Genomic DNA, 19,821 nt, shown 5'->3' with positions numbered 1-19,821 from the left:
CGGGTGCACCATGCCAGAGCCGAGCACTTCGAGCCAATCATCGCCCTCGCCCACTTTGACAGAGCCGTTTTCCCAAGAACACTGAATGTCCACCTCGGCGGAAGGTTCCGTGAACGGGAAATGCGAGGCGCGGAAACGGGTTTTCACGTCCTTGCCGAAGAAGGCGGAAAAGAATTCCTCAAGCGTCCATTTGAGGTTCGCCATGGACACGTCCTTGCCAATCGCAAGACCCTCGACCTGATTGAACATCGGCGTGTGGGTCTGGTCGTAATCGGCGCGATACACACGGCCCGGGCAGATAATGCGGCAGGGCGCGCCGTGCTTTTCCATATGGCGGATTTGAACGGGCGATGTGTGCGTGCGCAGAACATGCGGCGGGCGATTATCACCCTCGGCGCGGTGCGTGTAAAACGTGTCCATCTCCGCGCGCGCAGGGTGGTGGCCGGGGATGTTCAAAGCGTCGAAGTTATACCAATCGCTCTCGATCTGCGGACCTTCCGCAACGGCAAAACCGAGATCGGCAAGGATCGTGATGACCTCATCGGTCACTTGGCTGATCGGGTGGATCGTCCCTTCGCGGCGCTGCCGCGCAGGCAAGGTCACATCAAGCCATTCGCCGCGCAGACGCTCGTCCAAAGCGGCATCTGCAAGGGCGACCTTCTTTGCAGCCAGCGCCGAATTAATTTCGTCCTTCAGCGCGTTCAACTTAGGCCCAGCGAGTTGACGTTCCTCAGCCGACATCTTTCCAAGCTCGCGCATTTGAAGGCTGATCTCGCCTTTCTTGCCGACGGCCTGCACACGCAGATCTTCTAGCGTGCTTTCATCGCTCGCGGCGGCAATAAGCTCAACGTATTTATCTCTTAGATCATCCATGACGGGCCCCGTACAAACCTGCGTGCAAACTGTTGGGTGTGAGTTACCCGCTTGCCCCCCTGCGCGCAAGCGAGAGGGGCGTGGTTGCTAGTCCAGTTTAATAAAATGATGGGTTTTCTGCGCAGTCTCGCCACTTTTGCGCCATGCGGCGTCCCTGATTTCAGCGCCCTAATGGGGACAAGGCCCGCTGCTGGGCCATCCCAATAGGAGACTGACCATGAAAGCCCTTATCGTTGCCACTGCACTTTCCTTGACGTTCACTGCCGCGACTGCGCAAGAAACGCTTTATAATCCGAACCCCCAGTTCGCGCAAAACGGTCAATGGTACACCGCGCCGAACGGGTGTTCTTACAGCCGCACCCAAGCGCCGGGTCAACCCGTGCAATGGATGCTGATCTTGAACCCGCATCACATTGGCGGGCGCAATGCGACAGCTGCCTGCGCAAGCATCTTAAGGGGCTAGGCCAGCGCTTTTTCAAATCGCCAAACAGGCAGTGGAAACGGGGCGTCTAACGTGTCGAGCTCCACTGTCTCTACCCCCACGTTGATCCATCCCATTTTGCTATAGAACCGCGCCGCGCGCTCGTTTCCGACAGCGCAGGCCAGCCAAGATTTGGCATGCCCTGTTGCACGAATGCGAATTTCACCCTCTTGCATCAAGCGCTGCGCTACGCCTGTGCCGCGCGCGGTGGGGCCAACGTACATTTGATAGACTTCATCACCTTTAATCATGATGAAGCCAAGGAGATCATCGCCTTGCATCGCGACGCGCGTGTACGGCTGGTTTTCCTTCGAGCGGAATTGAAAGCTGTGCAAAGTGCGCAGTTTGGTCAGTTCGGCTGGCACGACCTTTGCATGTCCGTCGATCCAACCGTGATGCCAAAGCTGCGCGACATGTGGCACTTGTTCCAGCACCATATCATTGATTTCGACATCCATTTGGACACGCTACCCAGCGCGCACCATAGAAACAACGAAAAAGGCCCCAACCAGTAGGTCGGGGCCTTGTTCTAATTCTTCAAAGCGTAATCGCTTAGGCAGCCAATGCTGCTTTCGCTTGGTCAACAACTGCGCTGAACGCTTCCGGCTCGTTTACTGCGAGATCGGCGAGAACCTTACGGTCAACTTCGATACCTGCAAGCATCAGACCATTGATGAAGCGGCTGTATGTCAGCGCTTCGTCGTGGCTGCGAACTGCGGCGTTGATACGCTGGATCCACAATGCGCGGAAGTTGCGCTTGCGGTTCTTGCGGTCGCGTGTTGCGTACTGGTTCGCTTTATCAACGGCCTGTGCTGCGACTTTGAATGTATTTTTACGACGTCCATAGTAGCCTTTAGCTGCTTTGACGACTTTACGGTGACGGGCGTGGGTTACTGTACCACCTTTAACGCGTGACATCTCTCAAATCTCCTTAGCGAGCGTAGGGCATCATCGACTTGACGATTTTCTCGTCAGCAGCCGCGAGTGTGGTTGTACCACGTGCATTGCGAAGGAACTTGTTCGTGCGCTTAATCATGCCGTGCTGTTTGCCGGCTTGAGCTGCGACCACGCGGCCACTGGCCGTTGTTTTGAACCGCTTTTTGCAGCTCGACTTTGTCTTCATCTTGGGCATTTCCGTCTCCTCTTTAGGGTCGGTAGAAACGTGCGCGCTCGGCATGCCACTTGAGCCGGACGCACGGGTTGGAAAGGGCCGTTTAGGACAGGCCCGGAGATTCCGCAAGAGATAACTTTAACCGATCAAATCACGTGTGACTTTAACGAAGATCTCGGGGATCTGATCGAGCGTGTAGCCCCCAGGTTTCCCCATCACCGCCCATACGATCAACCCGCCACCTAACATGACAGTAATTGCAGCGGCGCGCGGCGTTCGATTGTCAGAGAAAGCTGACACGATAGCGGGAATTGAAAAACCCGCTATCACCAGCCCCAAAACCAATGCCAAATCATAACTCATGTAACATTCCCCAACTCACTGCGTGATGTGAGCGGGACGTTACTCGGGATCAGAAGCGTAAATCAATCTTTCCTCGCATGGTGCAACCCTGAGGATGTTCGTTGTGCCCGGAATGTTGAAAGGGACGCCCGCAGTGACAACAATCTGATCTTTTTCCGTTGCAAGCCCGCTGGCTCGGGCGGCGCGCGCAGCCGAAACAACAGCGCTTTTGAAGCGTTCAAGTTCGTCTGTTTTCACACAGTAAGTGCCCCAAGTAAGCGCAAGGCGGCGCGCGGTGCGCGTTAATGAGGTCATCGCGATAATCGGGACACGCGGACGTTCACGCGCAGTTAGCAAAGCAGTCATGCCGCTTTGTGTAAAGCAACAGATCGCCTTGATCTCGGTTGTTTCCGCAATTTCACGCGCGGCCGCTACGATGCCATCTGCAACAGTTGTTCGCTTGGCAACCCGAGAGGATTCAATGATCTCGGTGTAAGTCGGATCGCTTTCGACCTCGATCGCGACATTGTTCATCGTTGTTACGGCCTCGATCGGATAATCGCCCGCCGCACTTTCCGCGCTCAGCATGATGGCGTCAGCACCTTCATAGATCGCTGTCGCTACATCCGACACTTCGGCGCGTGTTGGCATCGGGCTTTCAATCATTGATTCCAGCATTTGCGTCGCAACAATCACCGGCTTTGCTGCTGCACGACACTTGCGGATAAGGCGCTTTTGAATCGGTGGGACGTTCTGCACAGGCAGTTCGACACCAAGATCGCCGCGCGCGACCATAATACCGTCGGACGCATCAAGGATTTCGTCAAAGCTGGTCACAGCCGATGGCTTTTCGATCTTAGAAAGGACAGCAGCGCGTCCTTTGACCAGATCACGCGCATCCCAGACATCCTTGGCGCGTTGAACGAAGGAAAGCGCAAGCCAATCGACACCCAACTCGCAGACAAATTCCAGATCGGCCAAATCTTTTTCCGACAGTGCAGCCAAAGGCAGCACAACATCGGGAACGTTTACGCCCTTGCGGTTAGAAATTGTGCCGCCGATCACAACTTCGCAATTTGCAAAATCGGGACCGCAGTCTTCGACTTTCAAACGAATCTTACCGTCATTCACCAACAAAGAGGCACCGGGCTGCAAAGCTGCAAAAATTTCTGGGTGCGGCAAGCGAACCCGTGTGAGACTGCCGGCTGTTTCGTCCAGATCAAGACGGAATTTTGCGCCTTCAAGCAGCTCTTCAGACCCGTTCGCAAACTCCCCGACACGCAGCTTTGGACCTTGAAGGTCTGCAAGAATGCCGATCGGGCTATCCAGGTCTGCTTCGACTTTGCGAATGATCGCATGCAGCTCGCCGATTTTTTCGTGGCTGCCGTGGCTCATATTCAAACGGAACACGTCGGCCCCTGCTTCGTGCAGGGCTCTGATCATCGTGTAATCGCTCGAAGCTGGTCCCAGCGTCGCCACGATTTTTACACTACGCTCACGTCTCATATCTTATTCCTCATATCTTTCGGCTTTAGCTTACCAGCAAATGTTAGCGGTAACAATTTATTCCGCTTATTGCGTATTTCCATTTGCTCGGCAACTGGCCTATTGCTTAGTCAAACTAGGAAACAGATGTGTGACATACCAGCCTTACTTTGAATACGGAACAGATCGCACCAGCAGATGGACAGTCACGAGCGATCATGCTGCAAATACGGTGCCAGATTTTGTGAATGCCGGCGATCTTGGTTTGGATCCGCAGCATATGGACCGACATATCGCCTATGATATCGGTGCTGAAGGCCTTGCGCGGGCGCTTGGTGAATTGCTGAACGGGCCTGTTATCTGCTCGAACTTCTCTCGTTTGGTGATCGATCCTAATCGCGGCATCGATGACCCGACGCTTTTGATGAAGCTTTATGATGGCACGATCATTCCTGCCAATCGACACGCAGGTGCGGCAGAGCTCTCTCAAAGGTTAGAGGCGTGCTACCACCCCTATCACAATGCGCTTGGCACGCTGATGCAGCGCCGCGCAGATCCCGTGTTGCTATCCATTCACTCCTTCACACCGCAGTTGCAAGGACGCCCGAAGCGGCCTTGGGAAATCGGTGTTCTCTATGCCCATGACGACCGTCTGGCGCGCCCTTTGCTTGATGTACTTTGCGAGCAAGGCGATCTGACAGTCGGGGACAACGAACCCTATCTCGGCCATCTGCCCGGAGATGCGGTTGATCGGCACGCCTTGGCAAATGGACATCTAAATGTGTTGATCGAGCTGCGAAATGATCTGATCGAAACGCCCGAGCAGCAAAATGCTTGGGCCGCGCGCCTTGCCCCCCTGCTTGAAACGGCGTTGGAACGTACCAATCTTTAGAGAATCGAACAGGAGCCCCACCATGGACGCACAAACGCAACTTGAACTCGAAGCTGCCGCCTTTCGCAGATTGCGCGATCATCTGGCCACGCGAACAGATGTTCAGAATATCGACATGATGAACCTGACAGGATTTTGCAGAAACTGCCTGTCACGCTGGTATCAAGAGGCCGCGAACGAGCGCGGTATCGAAATGAGCAAGGACGAGGGGCGCGAGGCGTTCTATGGCATGCCATACAATGCATGGCGCGCGCAATTTCAAACCGAGGCATCAGACGTGCAAAAGGCCGCCTTTGAGGTTTCCCACAAGCAAGCGACCTAGCTTTTAGAGCACTTTGCGACGATAGCCGCAAAGTGCATTCATATGTCGTTAGTAAACGTCGCCGCCTTCGACGCGCTTGGAGAATTCAGTTTCTCCGCCCGCGGCCAAAACCTTGGCCTGTGCAATCCACTGATCGCGGCTCACACGGCCTTTGAAACCTTCTAGATTGGCGTTGACCCACGCTTCTTCATCCGCGCTCCAGCCTGCAATTTGATCGAAGTGGTAAATCCCGAGCGAGTTGCATAGTTTTTCCAGCTTTGGCCCAATCCCTTTGATCTGCTTGAGATCATCCGCCTTGCCATCACGCGCCTCTGAAAGCGTTACAGGTTTCACGCCTTCGGCTTCTCCCTCAATCACACCGTCGCCATCATAATCGACACCATCACCGTCGCTGGCTGAAACCTCTGAAAGCGCTGCCGCTGGTGCGGTTGTTGCGCTTGCGATCTGCCCTTGCAACGCTGAAATCTCGGCACTCTTTTCCGCCTGCAACGCCTGGCATGCCTGAAGATCACGGCGCAAGCGATCTGTTTGCGATGTGTCCACAACTTGGGTGCTGCGACGGCCCCAAATCAGCCAGCCGACTAGCAAGCCCAATAGAGCAGCAAGAACAATCAGCACGATCATTTCACTGATTAAAAAACCCCATTCACGAAACATAGTTCTATCCTTCCACTCTCTACTGCTGCGCCCAGCGCACTGTTGTTCTTCGATTCAACGCGCGACCTGCTTCTGTTGCATTGTCTGCGATTGGTTTGCTTGGCCCATATCCGATTGCGGACATCGACTCTCTCGGGACACCGCGCGCGACCATCGCTTCGAGCACGGCCAAAGCACGCGCCGCGCTTAGTTCATAGTTACCAGAGCCCGTATCGTCGGTGTGTCCGCCAAGTTCTGCGGCCAGGTTAGCCCCGCGCATGCAGCGCCCCAAGACAGCGGCCATCGCATTGATCGCCCGCACAGAGCGGGGGCCAAGGTCTGCTGATCCGCTCAGAAAGTTGATCTTCGTATTTGCCAAAAGCTTTTCCGTTTGCGCAGCGCAATTGTCGAGTGATGGCGCGAAATCCATGACTGGCAACCAGGCACCGAATTCAAAGCGTTCGCGCGCACCGGTCGCTGCGTTGGTGCGTGTTTGCCCATTCTGCGGAGCGGTCGGAAGCGGTGTAATTGCCAACTGTACGGCATCGCCCAGATCTTGGCTAAGCCCACCTTGAACCAGCGCGGCGTTGACCCCAGCATCAGCGACCGCTTTCACGCTTGATCCTGCTTCAGACGTTGAAAACGTCGCTGTTTGAAGCTCTGGCAACCAGCCTTTAAGCTTGCTCAACAGACCAAGAGCATCGCCCGCCTCGCCCTTGATACCGTTCGTCGGATTTCCCGTGACGGATTTCAGGCCCAGCGCCTCTCCGATCTGAGCAAGATCAAGGCCTTTGGGAAGTTTGCCATCGACCTTAGCGCCGCTCGCGGCATCATAGGTCACGTTATACGCAATTGGCTTACCGTCATCGCGGGTTTCGATGTCATTTTCCAAACGATACCCGTCCGGCAGCGTAAGAGAGGCAATCAAAGCGTCGCGCATATCTGGTGTATCAACCAGACCGGTCAAACGCAGCGTATCACCTGTAAGAGACACCGAACCTTCGTCCATTTGTGACAGTGTTGCCAAGCCTGAGCCGATTGCGCTTTGCCATTGCGCAGGCGCGCCTGATGCCAACGTCAGCCCTTCCGCTCCACTAATGCCATTCTGGGCCAGTGCCGCGCGTGCGGATTCTGACGGAACATTGCCTTGAACAAGCGTTGCCCCTGCTTTGCGGCTTGCCGCGATTGTGAAGGGATCGGCGACTGGCAAAACGTCCAGATCATCAACAACGACGCGCCTGCCTTGCACCTCGTTCAATGCTGCGATCAATGTTTCGCGCTCTGCTTCGTTGTCTGCAAGGCCCGTGACGCGGATGTCGCGGCCATTTATTTCAGTTTGCACGCCATGGACCGCGCCAGAAACGGCCTCGATTGCGCGCGAAGAAATCGCCGCTTGCATGTCCAGGGCATGATCCTTCGCGCCCCAGTAGCCTAAACCTGCGACGCCTGCCGCAAGTAGAATTCCACCTAAGAGTTTCCGCATCGCCCTGCCCTCACATTTCAACTGCACTCATATTAAGCGCATACAGTCGGTTGCAGCAAAGCAAGCAAGGGGAAATCTCCCGGGTAAGCGGCACTTCGCACAAAAACAGCAACGCATCGGCCAATTGCGGCTAAGAAAATTGCACACGCAACGCCACAAAACGACAATGCTCACGGAAGCCGTGAGCATTGCAGCAGATATATCTGTTTTTCTACGAAGGCCGTCGTCCGTTAGATCGCCTTTTTAATGCTTTCTTCGAGATAGATTTCACGAAGACGCGGCGCGACGCGGCCCGGTTTACCATCGCCAAGCTGAGCCCCATCTATTTCCACGACGGGCATGACAAAAGTTGATGCAGAGGTGATAAAGGCTTCATCCGCTTCCATCGCTTCGGCGATCGTAAAGTTGCGCTCTTCCACTTCCATCTGCGCCTCTTTCGCGAAACGCAAAACTGCGGCGCGGGTGATCCCGTGCAAAATATCATTCGACAACCCACGGGTGATGATCTTGTTGCCTTTGACGATGTAGGCATTGTTCGAGGTGCCCTCGGTGACAAAGCCGTCCTCGACCATCCACGCATCATCTACGCCAGCCTTCTTGGCCATCATCTTGCCCATTGAAGGGTAGAGCAATTGAACGGTTTTGATGTCACGGCGTCCCCAACGGACATCTTCAATCGAGATCACCTTCATGCCGACCTTCGCGGCGGGCGAATTAGCAAGGCCCGGTTTGTTCTGTGTGAACAAAACGATTGTCGAAGGCGTTGTGTCGGGGTCAGGGAAAACAAAATCACGATCATCAGGCGCACCGCGGGTGATTTGCAAATAGATCATGCCTTCGTCGATGCCGTTGAGACGCACCAATTCACGGTGAACTTCCAACAAATCCTCTTTAGTGATCGGCGTGCGCATGTCGAGTTCGCTCAAGGACCGCTCCAAACGGACCGCATGCCCTTCAAAGTCAATCAGTTTGCCGCCTAGAACCGACGTCACTTCATAAACGCCATCAGCCATAAGGAACCCGCGGTCAAAAATTGACACTTTGGCTTCATTCTCGGGTAGGTATTCCCCGTTCACATATACGGTGCGCATCACGCAGCTCCTTTTCTCTTTATCTTCCAGCAGGCCCGTTTCGGGCAATCCCTGCTATCTATTTCGCCGACGCACGACCCGCGTCACCAGCAACAATCGCGCCCTTCCTAAAGGATGAGTTGCGGCTCGCCCAGTCAAAGCGGACAAGGCCGTTGTCAATACTTTCCAGAATCAAACATTTCGTCCCGACCTGTTTGCCAGTACTTTCCCAAGCACCGCCAGACATGCACAGCAACCCTTCGTTTGTAACGCTCCAATCAGGGTAATTTATCGCAAGCACCCCGCTATCCGCCTGGAGCGCTTGGCGGGCACCAAACTTGCTTAACGCGACAGAGAAGCTTGGTTTTTTGTCTGTAACAAGGCTGGTGCCCAAAAGCTGTCGTCCAAGCGATTTGTTAACAGTGAAACTGGCAATTTTATTTGGATCGCGCTGTAGGGCGTCCCATTGGGCTTTTGCTGCGCTTGGGTTTCCCTGGAACGAAATGCCTTTCACGCCGAAAAACGCGGCGGCCTTTCGACCATTCACAGGTTTATAGAGGTTCTGAACCACCTTTGTGGGAACGACGGGCTTCGCCACGACCTTGCCATCCACCGCAAACACCAAACAATCGCGATGACCGCGTCTCAGGTTCTCGCGGCAAAAGGCCAGTGCACGCTCTTTGGCATCATCCAGACTTTTGTAGCCCCAAGTCCGTCCCCAAGCGCTATCAGGGGATAGCGCGAAAACCGAGCGCGCCGGCTTGTTTTTCATCTCCTGGAACTTCTGGTTCTGCTCGGCCGTAAGCGTGACTTTCCAGTCTTCGGCCAGGGCCGGCTTGCTAAACAGCGTAACACTTACGAGGCAAAGCAGCGCACGTCGGCACAGGTACGTCCTTATCGCGGTGCTTCTTGGCTGCATCTTTCTATCCCCACAAGTCAGGCTTGGGAGGGTGCACCCCTTTTTCATCAAAGTGAAGTGGTGTTTCGCGATCTTCTGCCAGCAAAAGTGGGCCATCAAGGTCCGTCACCATCGCCCCCTGCGCAAGCAAGGTAGCAGGGGCCATCGCAAGCGATGAGCCGACCATGCATCCGACCATCACTTGATAGCCTTCCGCCAACGCGGCCTCTTTCAATGCAAGCGCCTCGGTCAAGCCGCCCGTTTTGTCCAGCTTGATGTTTACCACATCATACTTGCCCTTCAATTTGGGCAGGCTGGCGCGGTCATGGCAGGACTCGTCAGCGCAAACAGGCAAGGGGCGCTCAATCTCGCGCAAGGCATCATCCGCACCCGCAGGCAGCGGCTGTTCAACCAGTTCAACGCCAAGGCCAACCAAATGCGGGGCCAGTTCGGCGTAGACATCGGCGGACCAGCCCTCATTCGCGTCAATGATAATGCGCGATTTGGGCGCGCCGCGACGCACGGCTTCAAGGCGTGGCATGTCATCAGGCGTGCCAAGCTTGATCTTCAGCAGTGGTCGAAAGGCGTTTTCACGCGCTTGTTTTTGCATGGCGTCGGGCGTGGCCAATGACAATGTATAGGCTGTAATTTCGGCCTTGGGCGCTGGCAGGCCAGCAAGGTCCCAAACCCGTTTGCCTGCGCGCTTGGCTTCCAAATCCCAAAGCGCGCAGTCTACTGCATTGCGTGCTGCACCCGGCTCAAGCAGATCATAAAGCGCGGCGCGCGTCACATCGTTCGGCAATCCGCGTATCTGTTCCTCGACACTTTCAAGCGTTTCATCATAGCGCGCATAAGGGACACATTCGCCCCACCCTGTTTGCACGCCATCATTCAAGCGAACGGTTAGGACCTTGGCTTCGGTGCGTGACCCGCGCGAGATCGTGAAGACCTGCGCGAGCTTGAACACATCATGCGTCACATCAATCTGCATGCCTTAGATATCCGCCAAAGCATCGACCAAACGCTCAGCGCCGTGGCGATAAGGATCAACCGCAGGCAGGCCCATGCGTTCTTCCAGATCTTTCAGGTAGGCCACAGCATCCGTTTCGCTCATGTGCTGGGTGTTCACAGAAATTCCAACGACCTTACAGTCCGGATTGCCTACCTGTGCCAAAGGCAACGCCGTATCGCGCAATGTCTCTAGCGAGGGCGGTGTAAAGGTCGGCAAACCCCGCATGTGGGTGCGCGTTGGCTCATGGCACAGGATCAACGCATCAGGTTGACCACCGTGAATCAACGCCATTGTTACGCCGGAATATGAAACATGGAACAGGCTGCCCTGCCCTTCAATCATATCCCAGTGATCTTCGTCATTGTCAGGCGTCAAATACTCAACAGCGCCGGCCATAAAGTCGGCAATAACCGCATCCAGCGGAACACCGTGGCCTGTAATCAAGATGCCTGTCTGACCTGTCGCGCGGAACGTGGATTTCAAACCGCGTTTCTGCATTTCAGCGTCCATGGCTAATGCAGTGTACATTTTCCCTACAGAACAATCCGTTCCGACAGCAAGGCACCGCTTGCCGCTGCGTTTGATACCATTTGCAATCGGGTAGCCGACGGTTGGAACACGCACGTCATGCAGTGTTCCGCCATGCATTTGCGCGGCGGCAACCAGATCACCTTCGTCGCGCAGCAGGTTGTGCAGGCCAGATGCCAGATCATAACCCATTTCCAGCGCTTCGATCAGAACGTTTTTCCAGGCTTGGCTGATGATGCCACCGCGGTTGGCAACGCCGATCACCAAAGTCTTGGCACCTGCATCCTTCGCTTCTGCCAACGTCATGTCGCTCAAACCAACGTCCGCACCACAACCGGGCAAACGCAACTGGCCAACCGAGCTTTCAGGGCGCCAATCTTTAATGCCCTGTGCCACTTTCGCAGAGAGCTGGTCGGGGGCATCGCCCAAGAATAGCAGATAAGGTGTTTCGATCATGATGGTCCCCTCAGAATCTATCGTTTCAACGCCGAGTTTGGTGCGGGCTACAAGGGAAAACCTTTCTATTTCGCGCAAAATTAAGGAAAATGTCGAATAATATTCGACCTTTTTCGTATTTGATCGAATGTTCTTGCGAACAATCCCGCCAATCCACATGAAATCACCAGTCAGGGCGGGCATCTCTGCAATGCGGCACAAAGCAATGCAAGCGCAGAAAATCTGCTTGCGCAGCCCTCCGCAACGAAATAACCCTAAAGCCGATCAAAACGTAATTTAATTACTCGAAAGGTTTGCCATGAGCTTCCGCATTCAACCCACTCCTGTTGCTCGCCCCAATCGTTGCCAGCTCTTTGGCCCCGGCTCGCGCCCTGCTATCTTTGAAAAGATGGCGGCAAGCGCAGCAGACGTAATCAATCTGGACCTGGAGGATAGCGTCGCGCCATCAGACAAGGACAGCGCCCGCGCGAACATCATCAAAGCAATCAGTGATATCGACTGGGGCACCAAGACGCTTTCTGTGCGCATCAATGGCCTTGATACGCCTTATTGGTATCGCGATGTAGTTGATCTCTTGGAACAGGCAGGCGATCGCCTCGACCAGATCATGATCCCGAAAGTGGGCTGCGCGGCGGACATCTATGCAGTGGACGCTTTGGTCACGGCAATCGAAACGGCCAAGGGTCGCAGCAAGCCTATTTCTTTTGAAGTCATCATCGAAAGCGCGGCGGGCATCGCACATGTGGAAGAGATCGCAGCGTCTTCGCCCCGCCTGCAAGCAATGAGCCTTGGCGCCGCGGACTTCGCCGCATCAATGGGCATGGCGACGACAGGCATCGGCGGCACGCAGGAAAACTACTACATGTATCGCGACGGTGAAAAGCATTGGTCAGACCCCTGGCACTGGGCACAAGCGGCGATTGTCGCAGCCTGCCGCACGCATGGCGTTCTGCCTGTCGACGGACCGTTCGGCGATTTCTCGGATGATGAAGGTTTCGTTGCGCAGGCGCGTCGCTCTGCGACTTTGGGCATGGTCGGCAAATGGGCCATCCACCCAAAGCAGATCGCGCTTGCGAACGAGGTGTTCACACCCTCTGCCGAAGCCGTTGCCGAAGCACGCGAAATTCTTGCGGCAATGGAAACAGCCAAGGCAAATGGCGAAGGTGCAACAGTGTACAAAGGCCGCTTGGTGGACATTGCATCCATCAAGCAGGCCGAAGTTATTGTACGCAGCTCTGAAATGATGGGCGGTTAATCTGCCAAACAGTCGGAAAAGCTTTCGGCTATACCGATTAACAATTCGGAATAAAGATCGGGGCCGGGCGAAAGCGTGGCCCCGATTGCATCAAGCTGACCCATTTTCGCATTCGTTCCTTCAATCACAACCTGAACAAGGCGATCATTTTGCTGCGGCTCTTTGAATACGCAGCGCACGCTGTGCTCTCGCATCTCATTTTGCGCATTCGCAACGCGCGACGGGCTGGGTGCTGTTGCATCACCGAGCTTGATCGAGCCCGCAAATTCAGGGCCGAAGCGGTGGTCAAAATACTGGAATGCATCATGAAGCCCCATGTAGTGCGCTGCCTTCACTGGCTCCATCTTGGCTTGAATCGTTGCTGAAACACTTTCCAGTTCCTGCATCGCCTTAGTGGCGTTTGCACGATAAAGTGCTGCATTCTCGGGATCCATTTCGATCAAGCTCGTTGAAATCGCATTTAACCAAAGTTGCGCATTATCGATTGCGAGCCATCCGTGAGGGTCGAGCTGATGCTCATCGGCATGTTCATCGGCATGATCTTGATCGTGATCATCAACGTGGTCTTCGCCGTGATTATGGCTCCCTCGGGATTCAAGGTGGTGCGCACCTTCAAGCGCCATCAACTCGATCTTGATTGCGTCTTTCGCAAGCTTTTCGACCGAAGGGGTCAACCACGGGGTCAATGCCGAACTTGTCAGAAGCACGAGATCCGCGCTTTCTAAACTTGCCGCTTGCGAGGGGCGCAGTGCGTAGGAATGCGGTGATGCGGTAGGTTCTATAAGTAGAAAAGGTTCACCTACGCCCTGCATTAACTGCGCCGCAAGCGAATGCACAGGAGCGATATCAGCCACGACGCGCGGCGCTTCCGCCATTGCAGTGGTTGCGGCAAGCGAGAATATGAATGTGGTGATTAGTTTTGGCATCGGCTATCTCTGATAATTGACTGTATCGAAATGTATATGTTATATCATAACACATAACGTCAAGACGCGAGCGGGAATAAAATGGACCCTATTGGATTTTCAAACCACGACCATGCCCATTGTATTTCAGGCAACCTCGCCCAGATCGAAGCGCAGTGTAAGGCGGATGGCCTGCAATTAACGCCCGTGCGCAAGCGCGTTCTGGAAATGCTGCTTGCCGAGCACCGTGCGTTTGGGGCTTATGATATTCTCGATAGGCTGCGCGCAGAGGGACTTGGTTCGCAGCCACCTGTCGCCTATCGCGCCTTAGATTTTCTGGTTAGCCATGGCTTTGCACATAAAATCGAACGCCTGAACGCCTTTGTTGCTTGCGCCCATCCAGGAGAAATCCACGCGCCGGCGTTTTTGATTTGCCGCAAATGCGACATGGTCGCCGAAGCACAAACGCAGCCTGCACGCGGCGCACTTGGCTCCAGCGCCAAACTGGCGGGATTTCAAATTGAACGCGCTGTCGTAGAGGCAGAAGGCGTCTGTGGAAACTGCGCCGACGAGTGCAACACATGAGTTTGATTAGCGCAAAAGGGCTATCGGTGCGCCATGGTAAAAACACTGTGCTGCAAAACGTCACCCTCGAAATCTCTGAGGGCGAGATCTTAACGATTGTCGGGCCGAACGGGTCAGGGAAATCCACGTTGCTGCGCGCCCTGATTGGCGCTGTCGAAACATTCAGTGGTACAATAGTTCGTAAACCGACATTGCGTATCGGCTATGTTCCGCAAAAACTGCATATTGATCCTACGCTGCCAATGAGCGTTGCGCGATTTCTTTCGCTCCCGACAAGACAAACGGCTCAAGCGAAACATGAAGCGTTGGAGCAGGCTGGTGCGGGTGCTTTGGCAGACAAGCAAATGGCCGACTTATCGGGCGGTCAGTTCCAGCGCGTCTTGCTTGCACGTGCTCTGCTTGGGAAACCCGATCTGCTGATACTGGATGAAGCCACACAAGGGCTGGATCAACCCGGGTCGGCCTCTTTCTATCGCCAGATCGAAACGCTGCGCAGTTCGCTTGGCTGTGCTGTTTTGATGGTTAGCCATGAGTTACATGTCGTCATGGCGGCATCTGACCGGGTGATTTGCCTTAACGGCCACGTCTGCTGCGAAGGTGCGCCAGAGGTCGTGGCAAGCGCGCCGGAATACCGCGCCTTGTTTGGCTCTGGCACCCAGGGCGCACTTGCGCTTTACCGACACGATCATGACCATCATCACCATGCTCACGATCACGATCATACCGACGAGGACGCCTGATGGACTTGTTTGACAGTTTTCTCGTGCGCGCCGCCCTCGCGGGGCTGGGCGTCGCCCTGGCCGCCGCGCCGTTGGGGTGCTTCGTGGTTTGGCGACGCATGGCTTATTTTGGCGAGGCAACGGCACATGCATCAATCCTCGGTGTGGCTATGGCGCTGGCCTTTTCCACGTCGATCTTTGCGGGCGTTCTGATTGTAGCTTTGTTGATGGGTTGGGCCGTCTCTGTGCTGTCGGGACGCGGTTATGCTATGGATACGTTGCTTGGCGTAATGGCCCATTCCGCGCTGGCCATCGGCCTTGTGGCAGTGTCGCTGTTGCAGGGGGTGCGGATTGATCTCATGGCCTATTTATTTGGCGATATTCTTGCAGTCAGCCAAATAGACCTGCTGGTGATCTGGATCGGCGCGGCGCTGGTACTTGCGCTGCTCTGGTGGCGCTGGTCTGCCTTGTTGACCGCAACGCTGAGCTCCGATCTGGCCCACGCGGCCGGGATAAATCCAAGGCGCGAACAGATGGTGTTAACCATCGCGCTGGCCCTTGTGGTAGCTGTCGCGATCAAGGTTGTCGGTGTCTTGTTGATTGCTGCCCTGTTGATTATCCCGGCGGCAGCAGCGCGAGGGTTCTCCTCCACGCCAGAACGTATGGCGCTCTTGGCCGCAGGCATCGGAGCATTCTCGGCTATCGGTGGGCTACAGCTCGCATTTGCCTTTGACACCCCTACAGGGCCGACGATCGTATGCCTTGCCGCGGCTTGCTTTGCTGGCGGCAGTCTGCTCAATCTGTTGCGAAATGCAGCATAAGGCAAAACGATGATCGACATTGAGCATTTGCGCAGTTGGGAAGGGCGTAGCGAAGAAAAACGCGACAAGATCGCTGCGTTTCCATCCAATGCACTGGCCGCGACGCTGGACCGCGATGATGCTGAATATGTGGTTGGCGAAGTCCTGCCCCCGCTGTGGCACTGGATGTATTTTCTAGCGCTGCACAAGTTGAAAGACAGTGGCTATGACGGGCACGCCGCACTTGGGTCTTTCCTGCCGCCTGTCCCATTGCCACGCCGCATGTGGGCAGGTAGTCGATTGCGGTTTCTTGCGCCAATGAAAATCGGGCGTGACTTGTTGAAACGCTCTAGCGTCAAAAGCGTCTCCCACAAAGCTGGTCGCAGCGGTGATCTGGTTTTTGTGACGGTCCTTCACGAAATCTGGGACGGCGATACGCAATGCATCAGCGAAGAGCACGACATCGTCTACCGTGCTGCGCCTGCAAAAGGCACCCCCGTTTCAATGCCCCCCAAAGCACCAGAAACGTCCACCTTCGAGCGGTCCATTTCACCCGATCCTGTCTTACTGTTTCGCTATTCAGCGCTGACCTTTAACGGCCATCGCATTCACTACGACCACCCATTCTGCATCAACACCGAGGGCTATGAAGGACTGATAGTTCATGGTCCGCTTCTGGCAACTTTGATGCTCGATCTTCTACGCCGCGAGATGCCGGATGCAGAGGTAAGCGCCTTTGAATTTCGCGCGATCTCCCCTGTGTTCGATACACAGGGTTTTTCAGTCCATGGCGCGCCGAATGACGACGGAACCATCGCGCTATGGATCAAACGCCACGACGGCGCATTGGCGATGCAAGGCACTGCAACTTTGAAAGGCCGTGTATGAGTGATCCCTATCAAGACATCCGCGACGCCGTGCGCGCGCTTTGTGCGCAGTTCCCACCTGAATATCACCGCAAGATAGACGCCGAGCGCGGCTATCCCGAATTGTTTGTCGATGCGCTGACCAAAGCAGGCTGGATGGCGGCGCTGATCCCGGAAGAATACGGTGGCTCTGGCCTTGGGCTGACAGAGGCCAGCGTGATTATGGAAGAGATCAACCGCTCTGGTGGCAATTCCGGCGCGTGTCACGGGCAGATGTATAATATGGGTACGCTGCTGCGTCATGGATCGGACGCGCAAAAAGCACATTACTTGCCCAAGATCGCAGCGGGTGAGCTGCGCTTGCAAAGCATGGGCGTGACAGAGCCGACAACAGGCACAGACACCACCAAGATCAAGACCCGCGCTGAAAAGCGTGGTGATAAATACGTTATCAACGGGCAAAAGGTCTGGATCTCCCGCGTGCAGCATTCCGATCTGATGATCCTGCTCGCGCGCACCACACCGCTGGCCGAAGTGACCCGCAAATCGCGCGGCATGTCGATCTTTATCGTCGATCTGCGCGAGGCCGTGGGCAAGGGGCTAGAGGTCAAACCCATCGCCAATATGGTCAATCACGAAACCAACGAGCTGTTCTTCGACAACCTTGAAATCCCCGCCGAAAACCTGATCGGCGAAGAGGGGATGGGCTTTAAATACATTCTTGACGGGCTTAACGCAGAGCGCGCGCTAATCGCGGCGGAATGTATTGGCGATGGCTATTGGTTCATCGACAAAGTGACGGAATATGCAAAGACGCGCGAAGTCTTTGGCCGCCCGATCGGTCAGAACCAGGGCGTGCAATTTCCCATCGCAGAGGCGCATATCGAGACTGAGGCGGCCAATCTCATGCGCTTTCGGGCGTGCGAATTATTCGACGCGGGCGCACCCTGCGGGGCAGAGGCGAATATGGCGAAATACCTTGCCGCCAAGGCCAGCTGGGAGGCGGCGAATGCCTGTATCCAGTTCCATGGCGGTTTCGGCTTTGCGGCGGAGCATGACGTAGAGCGCAAGTTCCGCGAAACGCGGCTCTATCAGGTGGCCCCCATTTCGACCAATCTGATCTTGTCTTATGTGGCCGAGCATGTGCTTGGCCTTCCGAGGTCATTCTGATGCTGCCTTTGGAAGGGATCACGGTTGTCGCGCTCGAACACGCGGTTGCAGCCCCTTTCGCAACGCGCCAGCTTGCCGATCTGGGCGCACGGGTTATCAAGATTGAAAGGCCGGGTGTCGGCGATTTCGCCCGCGGCTATGACACCCGCGCGCGCGGGCTGTCCTCGCATTTCGTATGGACCAACCGTTCCAAAGAAAGCCTGACGCTTGATCTGAAATCCAGCGAAGGTATGGACGTGCTGCGTGCCCTGATTGGAAGGGCCGATGTGCTTGTTCAAAACCTCGCCCCAGGCGCGGCGGATCGCATGGGACTTGGGTTTGATGCGTTACACAAGGCGCACCCGAACCTCATTCTCTGCAATATTTCCGGCTACGGCCCTGACGGACCAGAAACGGATCGCAAGGCCTATGATCTTTTGGTGCAGGCCGAAGCGGGGTTTCTGTCGATCACCGGCACGGACGCGCAACCCAGCAAGGCGGGCATCTCTGTCGCGGATATCGCCGCTGGCATGTACGCCTATTCCAATATCCTCGCCGCGCTGATCCAGCGTGGAAAAACCGGCGAGGGAACCCAGATCAACATTTCCATGTTAGAGGCTCTGGCCGAATGGATCGGCTACCCGATGTATTATGCCACCGACGGTGCGCCGCCCCCTGCGCGCGCGGGTGCCGCACATGCCACTATCTTTCCTTACGGACCTTTCCCGACGGGCGACGGCAAAGAGGTCATGCTGGGCCTGCAAAACGAGCGGGAATGGGCCGTTTTCTGCCGCGACATTCTGGGGGCCGAGAGCATGAAGGATGATCCGCGTTTTGCCACGAATGCGGACCGCGCCGCGAACAAGCTTGATCTGACGGCAATCATCGCTGTGGAGTTCCGCGCCTATACCGCCGAAGAGATGATCGCCAAACTTTCCGCCGCTGGCATCGCCAATGCGCGCATGAACGATATGGAGGGGCTTTGGAACCACCCCCAGCTTGCCGCGCGTGATCGCTGGCGTGATGTCGCCACGCCCGTGGGCCCGATGCCCGCACTATTGCCGCCGGGCGGCTTGGGCGATCTTGAACCGAGGATGGACGCGATCCCCGAACTCGGCCAGCATTCAAAAGCGATTCTGAAAGAGCTTGGATTGAATGATGAAGAGGTCAACGCGCTGGCCCAGCGCGGTGTGATTTAGGGAAACCGCTATGAAAAAGTTAAAGACAACGGCAACTGAAATGGTTGCGAAAGCCCGCGCAGAAATTCGCGAGATTGAAACGCCCGATCTGATCGCCAAACTGGGCGATCCCAATGTCGTGGTCGTTGATATCCGCGATGTGCGCGAACGCCAGCGCAGCGGCTACATTCCGGGCAGTTTCCACGCGCCGCGCGGGATGATCGAGTTTTGGGTGGACCCCGATAGCCCCTATTTCAAACCGATCTTTGGCGAGGATAAAACCTTCGTCTTTCACTGCGCCTCTGGTTGGCGTTCTGCCCTGACGGTGCAGACGCTGCAAAACATGGGCTTTGAAGCGGCGCATCTGCGCGAAGGCTTTTCCACTTGGGAAAAGCAGGGCGGCCCCGTGGAGTTCCCTGAATGAGCGCATACCGCCCCCCTTTGAAATCAAGTTATGACGTCGTCATTATCGGCGGCGCGATCATGGGGTCATCAGCGGCGTGGTTCCTGACCGACAATCCCGACTTCAATGGCTCGGTACTGGTTGTCGAGATGGACAGCAGCTACGCCAATTGCTCAACTGCGCACACAAATTCCTGTATTCGCCAGCAGTTCTCTAACGAACTCAATGTGCGCATCTCCCAATTCGGTGCGGATTTCATAAAGAACTTACGAACCTACATGGGCGGTGATGCACGTGTGCCTGATCTGGATATCCAGACCTACGGCTACCTTTATCTGGCCGACCACGCGCATTTCGCAGATGTGCTACGCA

At 55.6% G+C, this 19,821-nt stretch carries 25 protein-coding genes; 12 read left to right on the top strand and 13 right to left on the bottom strand.

The window, feature by feature from the left end; translation table 11 throughout:
• Positions 1-873, bottom strand: an 873-nt coding sequence (gene pheS, locus WBC85_RS02510) for a phenylalanine--tRNA ligase subunit alpha (RefSeq protein WP_424433103.1), incomplete at its 3' end; no start/stop codon positions are given.
• Positions 874-1,090: 217 nt separating this feature from the next.
• Here pheS and WBC85_RS02505 point away from each other — a divergent pair.
• Complete coding sequence (locus WBC85_RS02505; RefSeq protein WP_424433102.1) at positions 1,091-1,336, top strand: hypothetical protein; 246 nt, start codon at positions 1,091-1,093, stop codon at positions 1,334-1,336.
• Here WBC85_RS02505 and WBC85_RS02500 read toward each other — a convergent pair.
• The 5 genes from WBC85_RS02500 to pyk all read right to left on the bottom strand — a co-directional run bounded on the left by WBC85_RS02500 (position 1,333) and on the right by pyk (position 4,313).
• A complete protein-coding gene (locus WBC85_RS02500; protein WP_424433101.1) occupies positions 1,333-1,812 on the bottom strand; it encodes a GNAT family N-acetyltransferase in 480 nt (159 codons plus the stop codon). The genes WBC85_RS02505 and WBC85_RS02500 overlap by 4 nt on opposite strands.
• A gap of 94 nt (positions 1,813-1,906) precedes the next feature.
• Positions 1,907-2,272 (bottom strand): 50S ribosomal protein L20, encoded by a 366-nt coding sequence (rplT, locus tag WBC85_RS02495; protein WP_424433100.1) that lies wholly within the window; start codon positions 2,270-2,272, stop codon positions 1,907-1,909.
• 13 nt (positions 2,273-2,285) lie between these two features.
• Complete coding sequence (gene rpmI, locus WBC85_RS02490) at positions 2,286-2,486, bottom strand: 50S ribosomal protein L35 (RefSeq protein ID WP_375264335.1); 201 nt, start codon at positions 2,484-2,486, stop codon at positions 2,286-2,288.
• A 117-nt stretch (positions 2,487-2,603) separates the two neighbouring features.
• The gene (locus WBC85_RS02485; RefSeq protein ID WP_424433099.1) at positions 2,604-2,828 is read right to left on the bottom strand and encodes a hypothetical protein; all 225 of its coding nucleotides are present in this window, start codon (positions 2,826-2,828) and stop codon (positions 2,604-2,606) included.
• 39 nt (positions 2,829-2,867) lie between these two features.
• Positions 2,868-4,313, bottom strand: a complete 1,446-nt coding sequence (gene pyk, locus WBC85_RS02480; RefSeq protein ID WP_424433098.1) for a pyruvate kinase — start codon at positions 4,311-4,313, stop codon at positions 2,868-2,870.
• 130 nt (positions 4,314-4,443) lie between these two features.
• Between pyk and WBC85_RS02475 the strand changes: the two genes are divergently transcribed.
• Both WBC85_RS02475 and WBC85_RS02470 read left to right on the top strand, forming a co-directional pair.
• Complete coding sequence (locus tag WBC85_RS02475; RefSeq protein WP_424433097.1) at positions 4,444-5,184, top strand: N-formylglutamate amidohydrolase; 741 nt, start codon at positions 4,444-4,446, stop codon at positions 5,182-5,184.
• 22 nt (positions 5,185-5,206) lie between these two features.
• The gene (locus tag WBC85_RS02470; RefSeq protein WP_424433096.1) at positions 5,207-5,506 is read left to right on the top strand and encodes a DUF1244 domain-containing protein; all 300 of its coding nucleotides are present in this window, start codon (positions 5,207-5,209) and stop codon (positions 5,504-5,506) included.
• A 48-nt stretch (positions 5,507-5,554) separates the two neighbouring features.
• Here WBC85_RS02470 and WBC85_RS02465 read toward each other — a convergent pair whose 3' ends face one another.
• From WBC85_RS02465 to dgcN, 6 genes are all read right to left on the bottom strand, one after another.
• On the bottom strand, positions 5,555-6,163 hold the full coding sequence (locus WBC85_RS02465) for a hypothetical protein (protein WP_424433095.1): 609 nt from the start codon (positions 6,161-6,163) through the stop codon (positions 5,555-5,557).
• 19 nt (positions 6,164-6,182) lie between these two features.
• Complete coding sequence (locus WBC85_RS02460) at positions 6,183-7,625, bottom strand: OmpA family protein (RefSeq protein ID WP_424433094.1); 1,443 nt, start codon at positions 7,623-7,625, stop codon at positions 6,183-6,185.
• Between the two features lie 230 nt (positions 7,626-7,855).
• Positions 7,856-8,716, bottom strand: coding sequence for a D-amino-acid transaminase (locus WBC85_RS02455; RefSeq protein ID WP_424433093.1), 861 nt, complete (start codon positions 8,714-8,716; stop codon positions 7,856-7,858).
• Positions 8,717-8,774: 58 nt separating this feature from the next.
• The gene (locus WBC85_RS02450) at positions 8,775-9,614 is read right to left on the bottom strand and encodes a hypothetical protein (protein WP_424433092.1); all 840 of its coding nucleotides are present in this window, start codon (positions 9,612-9,614) and stop codon (positions 8,775-8,777) included.
• 4 nt (positions 9,615-9,618) lie between these two features.
• Entirely contained in the window at positions 9,619-10,584 is a 966-nt protein-coding gene (gene dgcA, locus WBC85_RS02445; RefSeq protein WP_424433091.1) for an N-acetyl-D-Glu racemase DgcA, read from the bottom strand.
• A gap of 3 nt (positions 10,585-10,587) precedes the next feature.
• Positions 10,588-11,589: an N-acetyltransferase DgcN gene (dgcN, locus tag WBC85_RS02440; protein ID WP_424433090.1), complete on the bottom strand. Its 1,002-nt coding sequence runs from the start codon at positions 11,587-11,589 to the stop codon at positions 10,588-10,590.
• Positions 11,590-11,887: 298 nt separating this feature from the next.
• On the opposite strand from dgcN, the gene WBC85_RS02435 reads away from it, so the two are divergent.
• Positions 11,888-12,844 carry an L-malyl-CoA/beta-methylmalyl-CoA lyase gene (locus tag WBC85_RS02435; RefSeq protein WP_424433089.1) on the top strand — a complete coding sequence of 319 codons (957 nt, stop codon included), beginning with the start codon at positions 11,888-11,890 and terminating at the stop codon, positions 12,842-12,844.
• Here WBC85_RS02435 and WBC85_RS02430 read toward each other — a convergent pair.
• Positions 12,841-13,770, bottom strand: a complete 930-nt coding sequence (locus WBC85_RS02430) for a zinc ABC transporter substrate-binding protein (protein WP_424433088.1) — start codon at positions 13,768-13,770, stop codon at positions 12,841-12,843. The genes WBC85_RS02435 and WBC85_RS02430 overlap by 4 nt on opposite strands.
• 81 nt (positions 13,771-13,851) lie before the next feature.
• Between WBC85_RS02430 and WBC85_RS02425 the strand changes: the two genes are divergently transcribed.
• The 8 genes from WBC85_RS02425 to WBC85_RS02390 all read left to right on the top strand — a co-directional run.
• Positions 13,852-14,334 carry a transcriptional repressor gene (locus WBC85_RS02425; RefSeq protein WP_424433087.1) on the top strand — a complete coding sequence of 161 codons (483 nt, stop codon included), beginning with the start codon at positions 13,852-13,854 and terminating at the stop codon, positions 14,332-14,334.
• On the top strand, positions 14,331-15,074 hold the full coding sequence (locus WBC85_RS02420) for an ATP-binding cassette domain-containing protein (protein ID WP_424433086.1): 744 nt from the start codon (positions 14,331-14,333) through the stop codon (positions 15,072-15,074). The genes WBC85_RS02425 and WBC85_RS02420 overlap by 4 nt, the downstream gene beginning before the upstream one ends.
• Positions 15,074-15,874: a metal ABC transporter permease gene (locus WBC85_RS02415; RefSeq protein WP_424433085.1), complete on the top strand. Its 801-nt coding sequence runs from the start codon at positions 15,074-15,076 to the stop codon at positions 15,872-15,874. Before WBC85_RS02420 ends, WBC85_RS02415 begins: the two co-directional genes overlap by 1 nt.
• 9 nt (positions 15,875-15,883) lie before the next feature.
• A complete protein-coding gene (locus WBC85_RS02410) occupies positions 15,884-16,741 on the top strand; it encodes an FAS1-like dehydratase domain-containing protein (RefSeq protein WP_424433084.1) in 858 nt (285 codons plus the stop codon).
• Positions 16,738-17,889 (top strand): acyl-CoA dehydrogenase family protein, encoded by a 1,152-nt coding sequence (locus WBC85_RS02405; protein ID WP_424433083.1) that lies wholly within the window; start codon positions 16,738-16,740, stop codon positions 17,887-17,889. The genes WBC85_RS02410 and WBC85_RS02405 overlap by 4 nt, the downstream gene beginning before the upstream one ends.
• The gene (locus tag WBC85_RS02400; protein ID WP_424433082.1) at positions 17,889-19,067 is read left to right on the top strand and encodes a CaiB/BaiF CoA transferase family protein; all 1,179 of its coding nucleotides are present in this window, start codon (positions 17,889-17,891) and stop codon (positions 19,065-19,067) included. Before WBC85_RS02405 ends, WBC85_RS02400 begins: the two co-directional genes overlap by 1 nt.
• 10 nt (positions 19,068-19,077) lie before the next feature.
• Positions 19,078-19,470 carry a rhodanese-like domain-containing protein gene (locus WBC85_RS02395; RefSeq protein WP_424433081.1) on the top strand — a complete coding sequence of 131 codons (393 nt, stop codon included), beginning with the start codon at positions 19,078-19,080 and terminating at the stop codon, positions 19,468-19,470.
• Positions 19,467-19,821 (top strand): FAD-dependent oxidoreductase (locus tag WBC85_RS02390; RefSeq protein ID WP_424433080.1); only part of this gene is annotated, 355 nt, incomplete at its 3' end. The genes WBC85_RS02395 and WBC85_RS02390, both read left to right, overlap by 4 nt.

This window comes from Planktotalea sp. (genome assembly GCF_049680325.1).
Classification (GTDB): domain Bacteria; phylum Pseudomonadota; class Alphaproteobacteria; order Rhodobacterales; family Rhodobacteraceae; genus Planktotalea.
The sequence above is the reverse complement of the archived record's forward strand: the minus strand, read 5'-3'. Positions and strand labels throughout refer to the sequence as shown.